The sequence below is a fragment of the Polaromonas sp. P4_F9 genome (genome assembly GCF_056401235.1).
Genome location: NZ_JBFUJT010000044.1, coordinates 24842 through 42101, shown reverse-complemented (window position 1 = coordinate 42101; position 17260 = coordinate 24842). Strand labels below are relative to the sequence as shown.

The 17260-nt window shown below is 59.1% G+C and carries 15 protein-coding genes; 4 read left to right on the top strand and 11 right to left on the bottom strand.

Going from position 1 to position 17260, the window contains the following annotated elements; translation table 11 throughout:
- From AC1DUB_RS25745 to AC1DUB_RS25735, 3 genes are all read left to right on the top strand, one after another.
- Positions 1 to 345: hypothetical protein (locus AC1DUB_RS25745; protein WP_477731971.1), on the top strand; the 345-nt coding region annotated here is incomplete at its 5' end.
- Between the two features lie 53 nt (positions 346 to 398).
- Positions 399 to 659 (top strand): hypothetical protein, encoded by a 261-nt coding sequence (locus tag AC1DUB_RS25740; protein ID WP_477731970.1) that lies wholly within the window; start codon positions 399 to 401, stop codon positions 657 to 659.
- A 160-nt stretch (positions 660 to 819) separates the two neighbouring features.
- Positions 820 to 1410 (top strand): hypothetical protein, encoded by a 591-nt coding sequence (locus AC1DUB_RS25735; RefSeq protein ID WP_477731969.1) that lies wholly within the window; start codon positions 820 to 822, stop codon positions 1408 to 1410.
- 151 nt (positions 1411 to 1561) lie between these two features.
- On the opposite strand, the gene AC1DUB_RS25730 is transcribed toward AC1DUB_RS25735, so the two are convergent.
- The 7 genes from AC1DUB_RS25730 to AC1DUB_RS25700 form a co-directional block, all read right to left on the bottom strand.
- The gene (locus AC1DUB_RS25730; protein ID WP_477731968.1) at positions 1562 to 2569 is read right to left on the bottom strand and encodes a D-2-hydroxyacid dehydrogenase; all 1008 of its coding nucleotides are present in this window, start codon (positions 2567 to 2569) and stop codon (positions 1562 to 1564) included.
- Between the two features lie 216 nt (positions 2570 to 2785).
- Complete coding sequence (locus tag AC1DUB_RS25725; protein ID WP_477731967.1) at positions 2786 to 3949, bottom strand: mandelate racemase/muconate lactonizing enzyme family protein; 1164 nt, start codon at positions 3947 to 3949, stop codon at positions 2786 to 2788.
- Positions 3950 to 4131: 182 nt separating this feature from the next.
- Complete coding sequence (locus tag AC1DUB_RS25720) at positions 4132 to 5907, bottom strand: ABC transporter permease subunit (RefSeq protein ID WP_477731966.1); 1776 nt, start codon at positions 5905 to 5907, stop codon at positions 4132 to 4134.
- A 26-nt stretch (positions 5908 to 5933) separates the two neighbouring features.
- The gene (locus AC1DUB_RS25715; protein ID WP_477731965.1) at positions 5934 to 6983 is read right to left on the bottom strand and encodes an ABC transporter substrate-binding protein; all 1050 of its coding nucleotides are present in this window, start codon (positions 6981 to 6983) and stop codon (positions 5934 to 5936) included.
- Positions 6984 to 7011: 28 nt separating this feature from the next.
- Positions 7012 to 8100 carry an ABC transporter ATP-binding protein gene (locus AC1DUB_RS25710; protein WP_477731964.1) on the bottom strand — a complete coding sequence of 363 codons (1089 nt, stop codon included), beginning with the start codon at positions 8098 to 8100 and terminating at the stop codon, positions 7012 to 7014.
- A gap of 11 nt (positions 8101 to 8111) precedes the next feature.
- A complete protein-coding gene (locus AC1DUB_RS25705) occupies positions 8112 to 9317 on the bottom strand; it encodes a M24 family metallopeptidase (RefSeq protein ID WP_477731963.1) in 1206 nt (401 codons plus the stop codon).
- A gap of 555 nt (positions 9318 to 9872) precedes the next feature.
- Positions 9873 to 10922 (bottom strand): LacI family DNA-binding transcriptional regulator, encoded by a 1050-nt coding sequence (locus AC1DUB_RS25700; protein WP_477731962.1) that lies wholly within the window; start codon positions 10920 to 10922, stop codon positions 9873 to 9875.
- Positions 10923 to 11264: 342 nt separating this feature from the next.
- On the opposite strand from AC1DUB_RS25700, the gene AC1DUB_RS25695 reads away from it, so the two are divergent.
- Positions 11265 to 12686 carry an amidase gene (locus AC1DUB_RS25695; protein WP_477731961.1) on the top strand — a complete coding sequence of 474 codons (1422 nt, stop codon included), beginning with the start codon at positions 11265 to 11267 and terminating at the stop codon, positions 12684 to 12686.
- Between the two features lie 469 nt (positions 12687 to 13155).
- On the opposite strand, the gene AC1DUB_RS25690 is transcribed toward AC1DUB_RS25695, so the two are convergent.
- The 4 genes from AC1DUB_RS25690 to AC1DUB_RS25675 all read right to left on the bottom strand — a co-directional run bounded on the left by AC1DUB_RS25690 (position 13156) and on the right by AC1DUB_RS25675 (position 17226).
- Complete coding sequence (locus AC1DUB_RS25690) at positions 13156 to 14112, bottom strand: glutaminase (protein ID WP_477731960.1); 957 nt, start codon at positions 14110 to 14112, stop codon at positions 13156 to 13158.
- A gap of 87 nt (positions 14113 to 14199) precedes the next feature.
- Positions 14200 to 14562, bottom strand: a complete 363-nt coding sequence (locus tag AC1DUB_RS25685; protein ID WP_477731959.1) for a RidA family protein — start codon at positions 14560 to 14562, stop codon at positions 14200 to 14202.
- A gap of 137 nt (positions 14563 to 14699) precedes the next feature.
- On the bottom strand, positions 14700 to 15869 hold the full coding sequence (locus AC1DUB_RS25680; protein ID WP_477731958.1) for an NAD(P)/FAD-dependent oxidoreductase: 1170 nt from the start codon (positions 15867 to 15869) through the stop codon (positions 14700 to 14702).
- The gene (locus AC1DUB_RS25675) at positions 15859 to 17226 is read right to left on the bottom strand and encodes an FAD/NAD(P)-dependent oxidoreductase (RefSeq protein ID WP_477731957.1); all 1368 of its coding nucleotides are present in this window, start codon (positions 17224 to 17226) and stop codon (positions 15859 to 15861) included. The genes AC1DUB_RS25680 and AC1DUB_RS25675 overlap by 11 nt, the downstream gene beginning before the upstream one ends.
- Positions 17227 to 17260 lie beyond the last annotated feature (34 nt).

Sequence of the window (17260 nt, the reverse complement as noted above, 5' to 3'; positions counted from 1 at the left end):
GTCCTGGACTGGATTGCGGCCTTCGGCAACATGGACGACCAGGTCGGAAGTGCGCTGTTCAAGTTTTCCCACAAGCAGCTCGAAGAGTCGGGCGGCGTTGCCATCCCCTTCAGCCGAAGGTGGGACAGCGAAGGGGATTGGGAGCTGTTTGGCCATATCAAGGCCACGCCCATTCGGCGCCCGGAATCAAAATGCTGCGAGGAGTTGAGGCGCAAGATCAAGGAACTGGAGCGCGCCCTGGCGGAGGACAGAAAGCGCCTCGACCGACTGGAGTTGCGACCGAAGTTTTCTGACACGCCCAAAAAAGTCGAAGCCACCAAACTTCGCAAAGCAACACACGCTTGACAGAGGGCATGGCGACTGCATCACCCACGCATCACCGAAAAGGAGCACTACACATGGCTACTCAACCTATGCGCACTGTCTGCGATTTGATGGAAAGAGCCATCAAACACATTGAGCGAGAGATCAAGGCCAAGCAAGGCCGGGTTCGGGCCCTGAGTGAGCGCCTGAAGAAATTGGAGACCCAACCAACCCCGGATAAGGCTCAAATCCAGGAGGTCAAGGGGGACATACAGGAGCTGGAGAGCGAACTGAAGACTGACCTGTCGCAGCTCAACGCATTCCAGGAGGAACACGCGGCGTCGTGCGGGCTGTAGGCCGGCCGCGCCTTGACTTAATTGGGGCTTGTTAGCACAGTCTGAATCGATCAACGATGAGTGCGAAGCGGATAAGCCTCCTGCTACACAAGGGTTGCGGTAGTGGGGGGGGTTACAGCACATAACAGCAACCTCAACAGGCGTCCGACAGGAGGTTCTTATGAATGATCAATTATTTTCGGGTGAGGCTCTGGAGAAGGCTCTCCAGGAGGGTACCCTGAATCAACCGCAAGCATTGCTGACCGGCATGGTGAAGCCATCTGGAACAAGTGGAAACATTAGCTTTTCACCATCCGGCTGCGATGTGTGGGTCGACTTGCCTACCGGAATGGTCAAGCACGCTGAGCACATTGGCCAGCGTGGTTGTCGAGATCACGTACACCCAATGGTAAGGATTACCCTGAACGCGCCAAAGGATCCCGAGGGTCAAGTCCTGCTGGCGTTGCTAGCACAGGCCACGCCAAATCCATCATCGGATATGCCAGTTGGCGGTGCCTTCCACGCAGTTCAACTCCAGGGCGATGCTCCGTCGCCAGAGGCGTTCGTTCAAAGTACACCAATGATGACCACGTCCCGATCCAGTTTTGGTGGCTTTGGTGGCTTTGGTGGATTCGGACCCACGCTGCCCAGTTGCCGCTGGGTGAAAAAACTGGTGGTTTGCGGCAGCGCCATACCAGGCTACCCGGTGCCAATGTGCTGGGAGTGGGTCTACTGCTGCACATGGCCTAACGGTGCGACGGGTTGCATGTGAGCGGCCTGCGGGCTTTACACGAAAAGCAATCTTCACCGATGAGCAGATGGCCCCCTACCCTACCCGCCCGGGCCAACTAATCAGTTTCCTACTTACCAAAACACCCTATTCTCGGAGGTAGGGCTACCTTTTCTCTTCGTGTATGAATTAACTAATAGCCAGAGTTGCCGTCAACCACATTCAGAAGGTCCTCGCCCGCATTCACTCTCCGAACGTTCTCGCCGAAGATAGCAAGAGACTTCGTGACATAGTCAACTGGGCTATCTGATGAGACATGGGGACTGACCGTTAAATTGGGCACGTCCCACCATGGCGACTCCGGAGGTAGCGGCTCGCGGTCGAAAACGTCAAGGATCGCCCCGGATACCCGTCCCTCGCACAAAGCGCACGCTAAAGCATCATAGTCAACTATGGCCGCCCGTGCCATGTTGATGAGGCCTGCGCCTGGCTTCATCCGACTGATCTGCGCAGTGCCGATTGCACCTCTTGTCAGGTCGGTCAGAGGTGCCGTAACCACAACAAAGTCCGCCTGCCAGACGATCTCGTCAAAATCTTCCGGTAAGAACATACGGTCGACGAAAGGATGAGCTTCGGCTGTACGTCGAATTCCCCATACCTCAAGCCCCAAGAGTTTTGCCTTCTCCGCGACCGCGCCGCCAAGCGCTCCGACACCATAGATCAGCACACGCTTTCCTTTAATCGGAGGAGAAAGCGTACGGCTCCAAACATGCTCGCGCTGATTGGTTGCGTGTTGGGGAATCCTGTCATTCAGCATCAGCAGAGCCAGCAACCCAAACTCGCCAGCCTTGTCGGCATGGACTCCGCTGCTGTTGACAAGCACGCAATCTGCCGGGAGCCAATCGAGTGGCAACAGGCGTTCAACACCTGCGCTAGTGGAGTGGACTAGGCGCAAGCCTTTGCCATGTTCGCGAAGCAAACTGGTATCAAAGGCAGCCCCAATAAGTACGTTGCACTGGCTCAAGACGCCTATATCCGGCTCGCCACGAAGTCGCTCAACTACCAGCGACGGTTCGGCAATTCCCGCCAGAGCATGTCGAATGGCCTCCTCGGTAACGCAATATGCAGGGTCTCCGTCTCGTATGTTTTCGACATAGATGCGCAGCGGCATCTTCACAATAGAACTTTTCATTTGGATCATCTAAATGTGTGCTCTCGGCCAACCACCGATCCGGTTTCAATAACACCAGGTATCGCCCAGTGCGTCTTTTGTGAGGAGTCCTCTTTCAGAAGGAGTGACCTGTGCCCAATTCAAAGCCCTAGAACCATTTTTGCCTGCGTGATTAACAGAGCCGTTGATCGACTGATGGGAGCAATCGCTGCTTCCGGCTCGCACGTTCAGCCCCGAGCTCCAAAACTAAGCTTTAATTTCGGCCCAAAGATAGGTGTCAATTTTTTCTTCGATTAGCTCAATGCCCAGCCCCGGTTTATCGGGTACTTCGAGGTAGCCGTTCTTGATTTGATACTCCGGCACTACGTCAGTGAACTGGATATGACCCGGATACCGGTTCCAATAGGGGTACATCTCCAGGATGGAGAAGTTGGAAAGGTTCGCTGCAAGCTGAACGCTGACTGCGGAGCAGACCGGGCTGGCGCAGTTATGGGGGGCAACGCGCAGGTTGTACGCTTCTGCCATAGCTGCAATTTTCTTGGTCTCCATGATGCCGCCGGTGTTACCCACATCCGGCTGCACAGTGTCAGCTGCATGTGATTCCATGAGCTTGCGGAAGCCGTGCCGCGTATAAAGACGTTCGCCGACAGCGATAGGGATATTGACTTTCTCCGAGATCTTCTTAAGCGCGCCCAAATCAAACGGATCGGCCGGCTCTTCAATGAAGTGGATGTCCAGTTCTTCGTAGCGCTGGCAAAGCCGGATGGTTTCGTCCGTTGTGAGCGCCCCGCTAAGGTCCAGCATGATCTCGATGTCTGGGCCAACGAAATCGCGAAGGGCCTTTACCCTGTCAAATGCCAGGCGAGTTTGGTCGCGGTCAAGAGCACGGTTCGTTGGGTGGCGGACAGTTCCCCGTGGATCAAACATTGCCAACGGGTAGCACTTCAGAACCGTGTAGCCGTCCTTCAGTGGCCTCTCAGCAGCACGCGCGAATTCCGCTGCTGTAGTCGTCTCAGTGCTCCAGCCGTTTGCATAAACGCGAACCGAATCGCGTACTTTGCCGCCAAGTAACTGGTACACAGGGACATTGAGTGCTTTGCCCTTGATATCCCAAAGTGCCTGCTCAATGGCGCTGATGCCCGCAAACACGATGGGACCCCCGCCACCTTTGGCCCAAAAAGAATGGTCGTACATCTCAGACCACAGCGCTTCGATCGCGTGCGGATCCCGCCCGATCAAAATTCGGGTCGCCAGATCCTTGATCATTCCGGCTGCCGCCGTGCCGCCGAGACCGTATGCAATTGCGGCCTCTCCGATGCCAGAAATGCCTTCGTCGGTGTCGATCCGCACGATGACGGGATGCAGGCGACCGCTGTTGACCAAATAAACCTTAACGCTACGTATTTTCATAATTTCTCCAAAGAGCGGAACCTGCGCTCGTAAGTGGTTGGAATTCAGCCGTCACGTTCAAATTACCGATTGCCCACAATCGGTTATCGGCAACGACGCATCTTGCTCAGCCGTGGACCTGTCTGAATCGAGGATCGGTGTTCTTCACTGGTGCGGTGCGCTAACGAAGACAGCTGATGCCGTCAAGCCGGTTCAGGGCGCGCTTGCACGGGTAACAGAGCGTTCTTCCGGCGCCGGAGAACAACCATCATGCCGACAACGACCACGGCGCATGTCACACCCATCAGCACCACGGAGACGGCTGCAGACTCGGGACTTGTATTGAAGCGGATGCCTTCCCACAACTTTCTCGGCAAGGTCTTCACCGACAGGTTGCTGAGAAAGATCGAAGAGACAGATTCATCGAACGAGAGAAGCATCGCAAGCAAAGCTCCGATTGCGAGGCCTGGAAGAAGCAAGGGGAAAACGATCGTTCGAAAGATGCGCCAAGGATTCGCCCCAAGGCTTGCCGCTGCAAGGGACAGCCAAGGATCGATGGAACTAAATGTTGCCGACGCGACCTGGTAAACAATTGGGAAAATCAAAACAGTATGAGCAAAGATGATCCCTGTCTCGGTATCTACGAGTCCCACACGCGAGAAGGCCAGATAAGCACCTAGCGCGAAAACGACGCTTGGGACGGTCAAGGGCGACATCAACAGCGCTTCGGCAGTACCCTGGTAACGGAAATTGCGACCAATGCCAAGAACCGTCAGGGTGGCCATGACGAGGGTCGCGACGCAGACGGCGGCGCCGATGCGAAGGCTGGTCAGTGCCGCCGCAGTCCATTCCTGGCTATGAAAGATCGTTTCGAACCATCGCAAGGAGTAGCCGGGTGGCGGAAAGATGAGAACCTCTGCCGAACTGAACGACACAGGAATGAGCACGACCAGCGGAAGCAGGATGAAGACAGATATGAAAAACAGATAGATCGGTTCGACAAACCGCACGCCGCCGCGAAAAATCGCAGGAATGTGGAGACGGGAGGGTGGCAGCTTTACCGGTCTGCGAAGAAGCGACTTGTCCACCTGCTCCACATGCGCTTGCGGCAAAGTCACCGGCAACAAACCCGGACGCTGCCAACGCGACAAGTACCGCGCTACCGCGGAGAGTGCCGCGACGATGATTGTCGCTATAAGGGCAAGCGTGATGCCGAGTGCCGCGGCCAAAGCCCAGTCGGCTCCGACGTCGATTTCCGACTGAACTACCTGGGCGAGCATCTGCTGGCGCTGGCTACCGAGAAAGGTCGGTGCAATGAAGCTCGCCATGGTGAAGAGGAAGATGATGGTGACGCCGGATTGGATGCCGCGGATTGCAAGCGGAATAAGTACGCCGGACCAGATGCGCAGCGGGTTGGCACCGAGCGTATGAGCAGCCAGGAGAATGCGTCCGTCAATACGCTTGAGGACGGTAAAGAGAGCGAAAACCATCATCGGAATCGAGCATTGCACGAGGGCGAGCACAACGGCTAGCTCGCTGAACAGCAGCGGCAGCGGCTCTGAAATCAACCCTAGGCTGAGAAGCGTCGCGTTGATAAGACCACGCTGTCCGAGGATCGCTAGCCAGGCGAACGTCCGAACCATCACGCTGGTCAGGAAGGGAATCAGAACCAACAGCCCAAGAAGCAGTGCCTTCACCCCAGTCGCCCGGCTCAATATCCATGCCAAGGGGAACGAGATAATGAGGGTTATCGCTGTGGCTTCCAGGCTGATGCGCACCGTTGTCCAGATCACCGCTCGGTAAACCGGATTGCMAAAAATCCGCATGAAGCGCCCGGCGGCATCGCCGCCGAACGCCTCCGGTACGATCGCCACCAACGGTAGAGCGAAGGCGAGGAGAAGCAAGATGGCTATTGGAGTCAGCAGTAAGAACCGTTCCCAATTTACGACCCAATTTACAAACCTACTACTGCGTTTCATCTTCGCGTTCTCCTATTTACGTGTTGTTAGCGCATGACGTACGTGTTCCATCGGGTCGTCACAGACTCGAGGTTCTCGTTCCACCATTTCGAATTGAGAATTGCGCCGAACTTCTCGTTAGCCGGATTGCCCGGCAGATCTTTGGCGACGGCTGAGAGCGCTGCACCGTCAATAAGCTTCAGCGCGTCGACATTGGTCGGGCCATAAAAGATATGGCGAGGAAGTTCCGCCTGCGGCTTTGGCTGGACGGCGAAATTGATGAATTTCATCGCCTCCGCTGCATTCGGAGCACCCTTGACCACCGCCCAATATTCGACCACCGTGATCGCTGCGGTCCACCCATAAGCCCAGTTGGCACCGGCCTTTATGGCATTTTGGACGCGACCGCCCGGGGCGAAGGCGACGTCGACCTCGCCCTGCTGGATGAGCGCTTGGACATCCGAGGGCGGCTTGAAGCCGACAATCTGATGCTTGATCCGGTCGATAACTCTGAGGGCGCGGGCCACGTCCAGCGGATAAAGTTCGGCCGGCTTCACACCGTCAGCCAGCAGCGCAAATTCGAGGTTGTAGTACGGCACCGCCAACATCACGCGACGCGCTTTCACCGTTGGGTCGAAGAACTGCGCCGGGGTAAGTCCATGTGGAAACTTGTCTTTGTTCCACGCCAGATTCTGTGCGAACTTCATGTAGCCGATGCCGTATTTTGTGCGGAAGCCGGCCGGGATGCCATCGGCCTTGATCACCGAGTAATCGAGCGGCTGAAGAAGATCATCCTTCACCTCGTTCTCGAAGGCCGCGGCGTCGGCCGAGACCACGTCCCAAGTGACGTTGCCGCTCGTGACCATCGCTTTAATCTTGGCATGACCAGTACCGGTCGTGCCGATGACTTTGGCACCCGTTGCTCTGGCGTATGGATCGAAAAATGCCTTTGTCTGGGCGTCTTGGAAGGAGCCTCCGTAAGAGGCGACCACGACCTGGGCGGGACCGGCCGCCGATGCCGCCTGGTGGAAGAAGACTGCGCTGGTCGCAGCAAGTAAGCCGACTGAAATTCTCAAATACAGTTTCGCTCGCTTCATGGTGGCACTCCTTTAAAAAGACTCTGTTTCAGGAAGATTTTTCAGCCGGAAGAGCGGCGACGAATGTCGGCGCCCATCGCGCGACGACGGGTTCTCCGGGCGCTAGGTATACGTTCATGTGATCTCCACGCACGATGCTGGCCARCAGGGATTGCCCGTCAGGAAGCTCCAGCATTACGCGCCAGCCGGCGCCGAGATATGTGACGTCACGGATCGTCGCGGGGACGCCGGAAATATCGCTTGATACGGCTTCCACTACGGGATGGACTGAGACGTTCTCTGGCCTCACCACAATATCGAAAGGCGCCGTTGCTGGAGACAGCAACGGCTGACGCACGCCACAGATCTCGTATCCGCGGCCGCCATCCGTCGCGGTGACGCGCAGAATCGAGCAATCGCCGAGGAAACGTGCGACGAAATGATTGGCCGGCGCGGCGTAGATGGTTGCCGGATCCGCAACCTGGAGAAGCCGCCCTTCGGACATGATCCCGATACGGTTTGCCATGGCCATGGCTTCCGATTGGTCATGCGTAACATAGATGACCGTGATACCGAGCTCGCCTTGGATACGCTTCAGTTCTTGCTGCATTTGATCACGGAGCCTCCGATCAAGGGCACCCAGCGGTTCGTCCATAAGCAGGAGGTCGGGGCCGAAGACGAGAGCTCGGGCGAGCGCCACACGTTGCTGCTGCCCACCTGACATCTGCGATGGATACGATGACCCGCGATCAGTCAGGTTGACGAGACCGAGTGCCGACTTCACTCGCGCCTCACGCTCGGCACGCCCGACGCCGCGCATCCTGAGTGGATAGGCGACGTTTTCGGCGGCCGTCAGATGCGGGAAAAGCGCGTAGTTCTGGAAGACCACCCCGATCTGCCGCCGATGCGGCGGCACGTCGGAGACAGACGTGCCCGACATCAGGACGCGGCCTTCGGTCGGTTTGTCGAACCCTGCAAGGAGCATAAGAAGCGTCGTCTTGCCAGATCCGCTCGAGCCAAGCAGCGCGAAAAATTCCCCTGGCGAGATGTCAAGGCTCACGTCGCTCACCGCATTGACGAGTCCGTACCGCCGAGTGACGCCCTGAAAGGAAACGGCAGGGAGCAACTGGTCTTTCATCAGAGCTTTCATCAGAGGTCCCTCCCGAGGTCGAACGGGGTGAGCACTTCGCATCCGGTTTCGGTTACGAGAACCGTGTCGCCAAAGCGCGCGCCGCCGACGCCATCTACATAGATTCCCGGCTCGACGGTGAAGACCATGCCCGGCTGAAGCACGGTCGGCGAATCGGCTTTGAGCTCGTGCCCGTCCCAACCGGAGTAACCAATCGAACGCCCGGTGCGGTGCAGGACGGGGTTCTCCCAACCGCCGCGCTCGATCACTTCCATTGCGGCGGCATGTACTTCACCAGCCGTCACACCTGGGCGAACCATCGCCAACGCGGCCTCTTGCGCCTCACGCGCGAAATCAACGACCCTGCTCATTTCTTGAGACGGCTCTTTTGAACCAACCTGGACCGGCCGGTCAAAACCGATCAAATGCCCGAAGAAGCCCGTGCTACAACGGCATATCTGCACGATGTCGCCATTCCGCATTTTGCGGCCGGCGCCAGCGGCATGGCAACGGGCCGTGCGCTCAGGCCCGCTTCCCGTCATATGCAGGCCCAGCGCCAATGGTGACTGCTCCTCATCCCCGTTCCATAGTTCTGCAGCCCGCCTGGTACCGGCCACAAAAGAAGCAAGCGACACTTCCCATTCGGGAACGCCAGGCGCGATGCTGGCACAGCTGGCGTTGAACTGGTGGGCAATGACGTCGCAACTGAGCCGAATGACGCCGATCGCCGCCGCATCCTTTATGGCGAGCAACTCGCGCATCATCGGCGTGACGTCCTTGACGCGTTCGACGCCAAGGGTCTGAGTGACCAGCTCGATGTTTCCGCCATTCGTTCCATTGAAGTCGACGCCGATCATGCGGGCGTCTGGAGCTATCTTTTCGAGATGTTTGGCGAGGGCATCCTGATGCGTCATGGGGGCCGGCACGGGCTCTTTCCATTCGACCCATTTGGCARCCACCGGCGTACTGCATCGGGCCCGTATTTCCTTGACTTCGCTGCCGGGCGAGACGAACCCAGCCTTGCCGTCCTGCGGGAGGACCAGCCAGATCGGTCTGCTGATCGGCAGGCCGTGCAAGCCGGTGAAAAAGCGATGCATGTCGATACCTGCTAATGCGAGAACATCGATGTCATGCTTCTTCATCGCAGTTTGGGCGCGTTCAATGCGATCGCTGTAATCCGCATCGGAGGGAAAGGTGAGCCTGAAGGTCACTGGGTTCTCAGTCATGGGCTTTCTCAGAGTGAAGTATCTATCCAATCGTTTGTATTAGAAATCCAATCGATTGTATTGTCAATAACTAATAGGGAATTTTTTGAAACAGCGATTTTGGGACGGCTTGCAGGACTCGGATGCATTGAGTGCAGCCGCGCGCTGCTCGGCTGCGCATAGAGGTGCCGGACTGCGCAATCCGTCGACCCAGCCGACGCACAACCTTGCAGCCGCCGTCAGTCAGAGGTGCCCTAGCGAGGCCCTCTGCCAAGCGCCGATCACAGCGCCAAGTACCCAACATGTGTCAATTCGCTTGCTGCTATCGCACCTTAGGTCAGATAGCACATAGTTCGAAGCGCGGAGCGGATAGCCTCTCTCCGCTCGGCAGGGATCCACAACGCTCAAACTTCGCAGGTACGCCCGTCAAAAGCTCGTGAACATAGTCACCGATGTCGCCTTAATCTGGCACTTCAGCAGCCCCTGCAACGACCTGGCGATAGAACTAGTTGCTACCTTAATTTGCGATCGTCAGCGGCAAGTGTGGGCGCCACCACAGATGTGCCAATCGGATCATCAGATCTTCGCCACACTGTCCCGCAGTACCAGTCGATGCTCGAGCACAATTTTGGTCGACGACATCTCACCCTTGTAGATCTGGCGGAAAAGCTCTTCCGCTCCCCTTCTCCCCATCTCGAAGCGCGGGACGGACACTGTCGACAGCGGGGGATGCATCAGCCCCGCCAATTTCAGGTCGTCAAACCCAAAGAACGACACGTCACCTGGTATGTTTTGATTGGCTTGTCGAGCAGCTGCCATAGCGCTTATCGCAAGCTCGTCGGTGGCACAGAAGACAGCCGTGGGGCGTGAGCCATCGTTGAGCATGGATTTCATGATCTCGAAACCAGACTCAGCATCATCATTGAAAGAGTCGGTTGAGCGTATGTTCGTCAGTTCGACGAGGCAATGATCGCGCATGAAATCGACGTACGCTGCACTACGGTCACGGTATGTCTCGGAGTGATTCGGTCCGCCGATGTGGACGATACGCCGATGCCCCAAAGAATAGAGGTGTGCCATCACCTCCTTGGCGGCAGCGTAGTTATCGATTGTCACGCACGTAACGCCCTCGTGCGGTACCGGTCGCGATATCGCGACGACTTTGCGATCGAAGCCCTGCATGTTGAGGATCGGCTTGGGTACACTCCCGGTGACCGTGATGATGCCATCCACCACGCCGGTCAGCAGTTGCTTCCCCAATTTTGCCTCGCGCTTGGCCTGACGCAGCGTAACGCCCAACAGAACATTGATTCCACGTTCCGCTAGCGTCTCGACGATGCCCTGAACAACATCAGAATAAAACGGTGCAGCGATGTCTGAAACGATGACAAGCACCTGATTAGCGCGGCCATCCCGCAGATTGCGGGCTGCTTCGTTCAGCACGTACCCGGTGTCGCGCACAATCTGATCGATCAGCGCCCGGGTCTCCTTGGTGACGCGCGGGCTTCCTGCCAAGGCGCGGCTGACGGTCGAGATGTCGACTCCTGCTAAGCGCGCTATATCGGCCATCCTTGGTCGTCTGCCGGTTGGCCGTTCCGTCGTATCGTCGATCGATAAAGTGGGCATGTTCCGTTCGTTGAATGGGTCCAAGATGGTAGTGTGCTCGCTTGTAAGGTGCTGTTTCGTGAAACTGCCCGAAGCAGGAGTTTTGTGATCCCTCAGTGACTTTCCGAAAAGCGAGGGTCCAAAGGGTAGTCAGGCAGCCGCCCATCTAATCCCAGAGCTAGTTCTTCAGGTTCCCACCAATGTACTTCAAAAGACAGAATACAATCGGTTGTTTATTAATACAATCGATTGGATTATGGACAATGAGCCTTATATTTTTGCACGCTAGGGCAGTGTTGGCGGTCGTTGATGCCGCGCATCTGGGATTTTCGAGCCCAAAACCATCTCGTAAAAGGAGCTGACATGGACATTGCATTCCTTTCCGCCACCGATCTCGGACGAGCATTGGCCCGGGGCGAGTTCACGTCGGTGGCGCTCGTGACTGAGTTGCTCGCTCGCATCCGCACCTACGACCCCATATTGAGCGCTTTCGTCGAGGTCTACGGGGACGCCGCCCTTCTAGCGGCACGCGACTCGGACGGACGACGGTCCCGCAACCAGGCGAAGGGCCCCCTTGACGGCGTTCCGTTCGCGGTCAAGGATCTGTTCGACGTCGAGGGCCATGCCACGTTGGCCGGATCGAAGGCGTCCACCCCTGCGGCCGCTTCGCAATCGGCCACCGCGGTCCGGCGATTGCTAGCTGAGGGCATGGTCTTGCTCGGCAAGACGCATACGGTCGAGTTCGCGTACGGCAGCTGGGGAACGAACCCTAGCTGCGGCACCCCGGTCAACCCGCGCGATTCTCTAGTTCAGCGCGTCCCGGGCGGGTCGTCCAGCGGATCGGGTGTGGCGGTGGCGGCCGGGCTGGTGCCCGTGGCGCTGGGCACCGATACAGGCGGCTCGGTGCGCAGCCCGTCGGCGCTGTGCGGGATCGTCGGGATGAAGACATCGCTCGGACTGGTCGGGCGGGGCGGGGTGCAGCCGCTCGCCCTCGTCTTCGACACCGTAGGGCCAATGACTCGTTCGGTCGAGGACGCGGCGCTCATCCAGGCGGCGTTGCAAGGGGAGGATCCGGACGATCCGGCGACGTTCGGGGTACCGCGGGCGGATTCGCTCGTCGACCTAGACAAGGGTGTCGCAGGGCTGACGCTGCGCTACCCGACCATGGAGAACCTAAAGGCTGCGGAACCCGGCATCCTCGACCGATTCAAGGAGACGCTCGCTGATCTGGAAGCCATGGGTGCCGTCCTCGACGAGACGCCGCTACCTCATCCCCTCGAAACATATGCGACCCTCACGGCCAACATCACGACGGTGGAGGCCTGGAGTCGTTACCGACATCTAATCGAGAAGGAGAACAGCCTCGTGGACCCGGAGATCGCGACGCGGATGTCGCGCGGCAGAACGATGAGTATCACGGATTACCTCGGCTACCTGGAGCAGCGACGGCTGATGCAAACGGAGTTTCACCGCTACTTTGCCGGGGCGAATGCCGTCCTGCTTCCCTCTTCGCCCATCACAGCGAAACCCATAGAGGGAATACACAATACCAACGCTCCGTTTGGCCTTTTCACTCGTCTCGCCAATCTGATGGACCTCCCCTCCCTGAGCATACCTATGGGTGACGCCGAGGGCCTCCCCACCGCTGTTCAGATCATGGTCCGTCGCTACGCCGACCCCCTAGCTTTTCGAATCGGACGCGCGCTTGAAATTCAGCGCGGTGGATTGTTCGTGCCCCCTCCCAGTTACGAGCGCCTGGATCGGGCGACGGCGAAGACCACCTGATGAACATCTGGCTTGCCCCCTGATAAGCTCTCTAAGGCAGCGTATCAAGTTATCAAGGTCAAAAAAGTGGCGACTTGGCAAGTTCGCCAGCCATCGTCGCGCAGCCTCAAGCTCGCGTTACTGATAGACAAGACCGCGAGCCCATGGGCACTATGTATGCCATCTATTGACCAGGAAATTCAACTGCCTAGAGGGCTTCGGGAAACTTGTCGTTTATCCAGATCGTGAGCACCTTCTGCTCACAAAGAGTGTGGGTCAAGATTCGATGGAAAAACTCGGGGGTGCGGACAAAAACTTGGACTACCAGGAGGTAGTTCATGTATTCGTACGAAGACAGGAAATTCGAGCGGAAAAGTGCACCGATAAAAAAGCTTTCCGCGTCATCGTCCAATTCCCCCTCGTATCCATTCCGCTCCGAGGTGCCAAGCCTCTTCGCGCCCTTTCAGTTAGGACGCAGATTTGACGGACATCACAGTGCAGATAGCATCGTTCCATGTGATCCAAGCACCGAAAAACCAGTATGTTTCGCGAACAGTTCTAATGCTCGTGCGGCGGCTATGCTATTCCCGGCATCATCAAGACCAGGTGACCATGCGCACACGCTGCCGACTCCGGGGATGACGGCGACAATACCTCCTCCAACGCCACTTTTCATGGGCAATCCGACCCGAGCGGCAAAGTCGCCAGCAGCGTTGTAGGTTCCGCACGTGAGCATCAAGGCAATCACGTTGTGCCGTTGCATGGGGTCTAATTTCTCGCTTACTCGAAGCGCTGAGGCTCCTCCAGTGATCGAGAGGGGCAGTGCGCATCGGGCTATTTGACGGGCGCTCATGGTTAGAGCGCACTGTCGGCAATAGGTATCTAACACAGCGTCGACAGAGTTCTCGATTCGCCCATAGCCTTTTAGAAGGTGAGCAATGGCGGCATTGCGGTGACAGCTCCCGCGTTCCGAGCGCATTACAAGTTGATCAATGTCTATCCGCTCATCGCCCGCACTTTGCCTCAAGGTTTGGAGCAACGCGAGTTCAGGTTGCGCAAAGCTGGAGCACAGTATGTCGGTGACGACAAGCGCGCCTGCGTTAACGAACGGGTTACGGGTGGCCCCAGCCTCCTGATCCACCTGCACCAGTTCATTGAATGGCGTCCCAGAAGGCTCCTTCCCCACTCGGCGCCACAGCTCGTCACCCACTCGTTCTAGCGCCAGCATCAGCGCAAATAGCTTAGAAATGCTTTGAATCGAAAACGGCACGTCGGCGTCACCTGCAAATGCCTCTTGGCCGTCCAGCGTGCGCAACGCCATCCCAAACTGAATCTGGTTGACTCTTCCTAATTGGGGAATGTATTTGGGCAGTTGGCCACGCGGAAGGAGCGGCTGCACCTGCGCAGCAATGTAGTTCAAGAGACCTGGAGCTTCTTTGATCGACATGTCGCTACCAGTCAACAAACCAGAATGCACTGCTTAGACATTTGCCATGCGCGATGTTTTATCGCTTCAAGTTTCGGCATGTCGGGCTCACGCTTCCGCAGAAGTGATGGTCACCTCAAACAACAGGTTTTCCGACGCGAGCCGTGCCTCCACCGTCGTTCTCGCTGGTGCTATGCCAGGAGAAAGCCAGGACTCCCACACGCGATTCATCGCGGCGAAGTCACTTATGTCTCGTAGATAGATGGTGGCCGAAAGTATCCGCGCTCTGTCACTACCCGCTTCTGCCAACAGTGCGTCGACTCTCGCCAGAGTCTCGTGGGTTTGGGCCGCTATATCTGCATCGGCGCTGGCACTTCCGTTGGCTGTTTGGCCGCACAGATAGACCAAGCCGCCGTGGCGCAYGATCTTGCTCATGCGTGCGTTGGTGTGCTTGCGCTCGATATTGCTCATCTTGTTTCCCGAGGTTTGGAGGTTTGATGTTTGCTCTGCTCGCTAGTGCTGTGAGGATGTCCGCAAGACTAGCCATAGGGCCTTTGGTTTCGTCGTAGTACTGCGGCTAAGTGTCGGTATTGCAAATGAAGAGACGGTCAGGAAGATAAGGCGCGGTGAGGCCGGTCAAGAGCCGTGACCGGTGCGAACCTGTCCACCGTGAACGGCGAGATCGGCAACGAGCTCTGGCCATCGAATATCAGTTCAGCGACGATCTGTCCGCCGATGGGGCCAAGCGCAAAGCCATGGGCCGAGAAACCGAAGACGTGGACCAGTTGCGGCGCTCGGCGACTCAGGCTGATGACGGGAATATCGTCGGGCATAAAGGCCTCGACGCCGGCCCAAGCGCGGACCACGTTGATGCCGGCCAGGTGCGGGAACAGGTCGGTCACCGTGCGGGCGCTCGAAGACAGCTTAGGAAAGTCGACCTCGCCGTGGCGGCGTACCATGTCGGCGTCGCAGGACAGGCCGCCGCCGATGAGCACCGTGCCGTTGGCAAACTGCTTGAAGGACAGCGGCCGGCCGGCCGCGCCCAGCACAGGGCCGATGAACTGCGGCACGCGCTGCGTGATCATTAGCATTAACCCGCCCGGCCGCAGGGGCACGGTGTCGCCCACCTGCGCCGCGAACTCGCCGGACCAGGCCCCGGCCGCGTTAACCAGCCACGGTGCCGAGAACACGCCTTGCGGCGTGGTGACGTGCCAATGGTCACCGACACGCTCGATCGACTGCGCGGGCGTGGCCTCATGGAACGTTGCGCCCAGCTTTTGAGCGGCGTGGCGAAAAGCGGTGACTGCGCGATACGGCACGGCATGCCCGTCGTCGTGGACCCATATGCCGCCGACCACATGGTCAGCCAGGCGCGGCGCAATTTCGCGCACTTGTTGCGCATCGATGACCACCTCATGCGTGAAACCCAGCGCGTTCAACTCCGCCGCCCGCGCGCGCTGCTTGTCCAGTTCTTCGGGGGTTTCGGCGATCTGCAGCTGGCCGCTTGGCACGAAGGTGCCGTCGTCGTCTATCAGCTCGCGCAAGGTGTGCCACAGGCGCAGCGATTCGCGCGCCAGCGGCACCTCGGACAGATGGCGGCCCAGCGTGCGTACACCACCGGCGTTGACGCCCGAGGCATGGCGCGCGCAATACTCCGCCTCCAGCAGCGTGACCTTAGCGCCGCGGCGCGCCAGGTGGAAAGCGCTGGAGGTGCCGTGGAAACCGCCACCGATGACGATGACGTCGCTGCCGTATGGAAGCCTCGCGTCACGCTTCATGGGCCATCTCCCCCAAGGTGACTGGCTTAATCGGCGGTCGGATGCGGAAGTAGCCGACCTCGGCGGGCGAAACGCCGCGCGCTTCGGCGATGACCTCGGTCACCGTCAGCCCGCACTGTCGACCCTGGCACGGCCCCATCCCGCAGCGGCCGAAGCTCTTCGCCTGGTTGGGGCCGGTGCAGCCGATCTTCACGTAGCCGCGCAGGTCGCCGGCTGTGACCTCCTCGCAACGGCACACTAGAGTGGCATCGGACGGGATGCGGTTGGCTGGCTTAGGCCGGTACAGTGCGTCCAAGAAGGGCCGGATGAACAGGTGCTGGCGCATCTCGGCGCGCAGCGGCGCGGCCAGATGGTCGCGTACCTCGTCAGTGAGCTTGCCGGCTTGCGCGGCGGCGGCCAGGCCTGCGAGTTCGCCCTGCAGCGCGGCCACGCGCGCGCCGCCGATGCCACGGCCGTCGCCGGCGACGAAAATGCCAGGCACGTCCAGCTCGCCCCAGACGTCGGTGATGGGCGACCAGCACAGTTGGGCATCGTCCCACGCGTGCCCCGCTCGCAGCGACCAGGTGAACTGGGTGTTGGGCACCACGCCCTGGTGCAGCAGCACGAGCGGGCTCCGCACCTCGCGCCGCGTGCCGCCGATGGTGAAGCCCAGGCCGGCGGCCTCGGTGTCGCCGAGCACGTGCAGCCCGGTGGCGCCAGTGTGGAACGGCACGCCAGCCCTCTTGAGCGTGGCCATGAGCGACAGGCCCTTCTTCAGGTAGCGCCAGCCGGCCAGCGCGCCGCCCGCGTACCGCACCGCGTGGCGGTAGTCGGCGGCGCCCGTGGTGTCGACGATGGCCGCGATCGGCACGCCGGCTTGCACGTATTGCCATCCCAGCAGGTAAAGCAGCGGGCCGCAACCGGCCAGCACTACAGGCTGGCGGGGTGCCATGCCCGAGCCTTTGAGCAGGATCTGCGCGGCGCCCGCGGTCAGCACGCCGGGCAGCGTCCAGCCGGGGATGGGAAAGGGCCGCTCCATCGCGCCGGTACACAGCAGTACCTGCTGCGCCTGCACGCTGCGCATGGCGCCGTTCCGGAGGTAGTGCACGTGGCGCTGAGCCGTGACCTGCCAGACCGCCGCGCCGGTGACGTGGCGTGCGCCGCTGGCGGCGAACGCGTTGGCCAACACCGCGCCGGCGGTGTAGTCGGGGCCGAGCACTTGCAGGCGGTCGGCTGGCGCGCTGGAAATGCCGCGGTAGATCTGGCCGCCAGCGGCGAACTGTTCGTCGAGCAAGGCCACGCTGGCGCCGTGCCGGCGTGCGGCGATCGCTGCCGCCATGCCGGCCGGGCCGGCGCCGACGATGGCAATGTCCACCATGTCGACTGGCCTGGCGGGCGTAGCCTGAAATTCT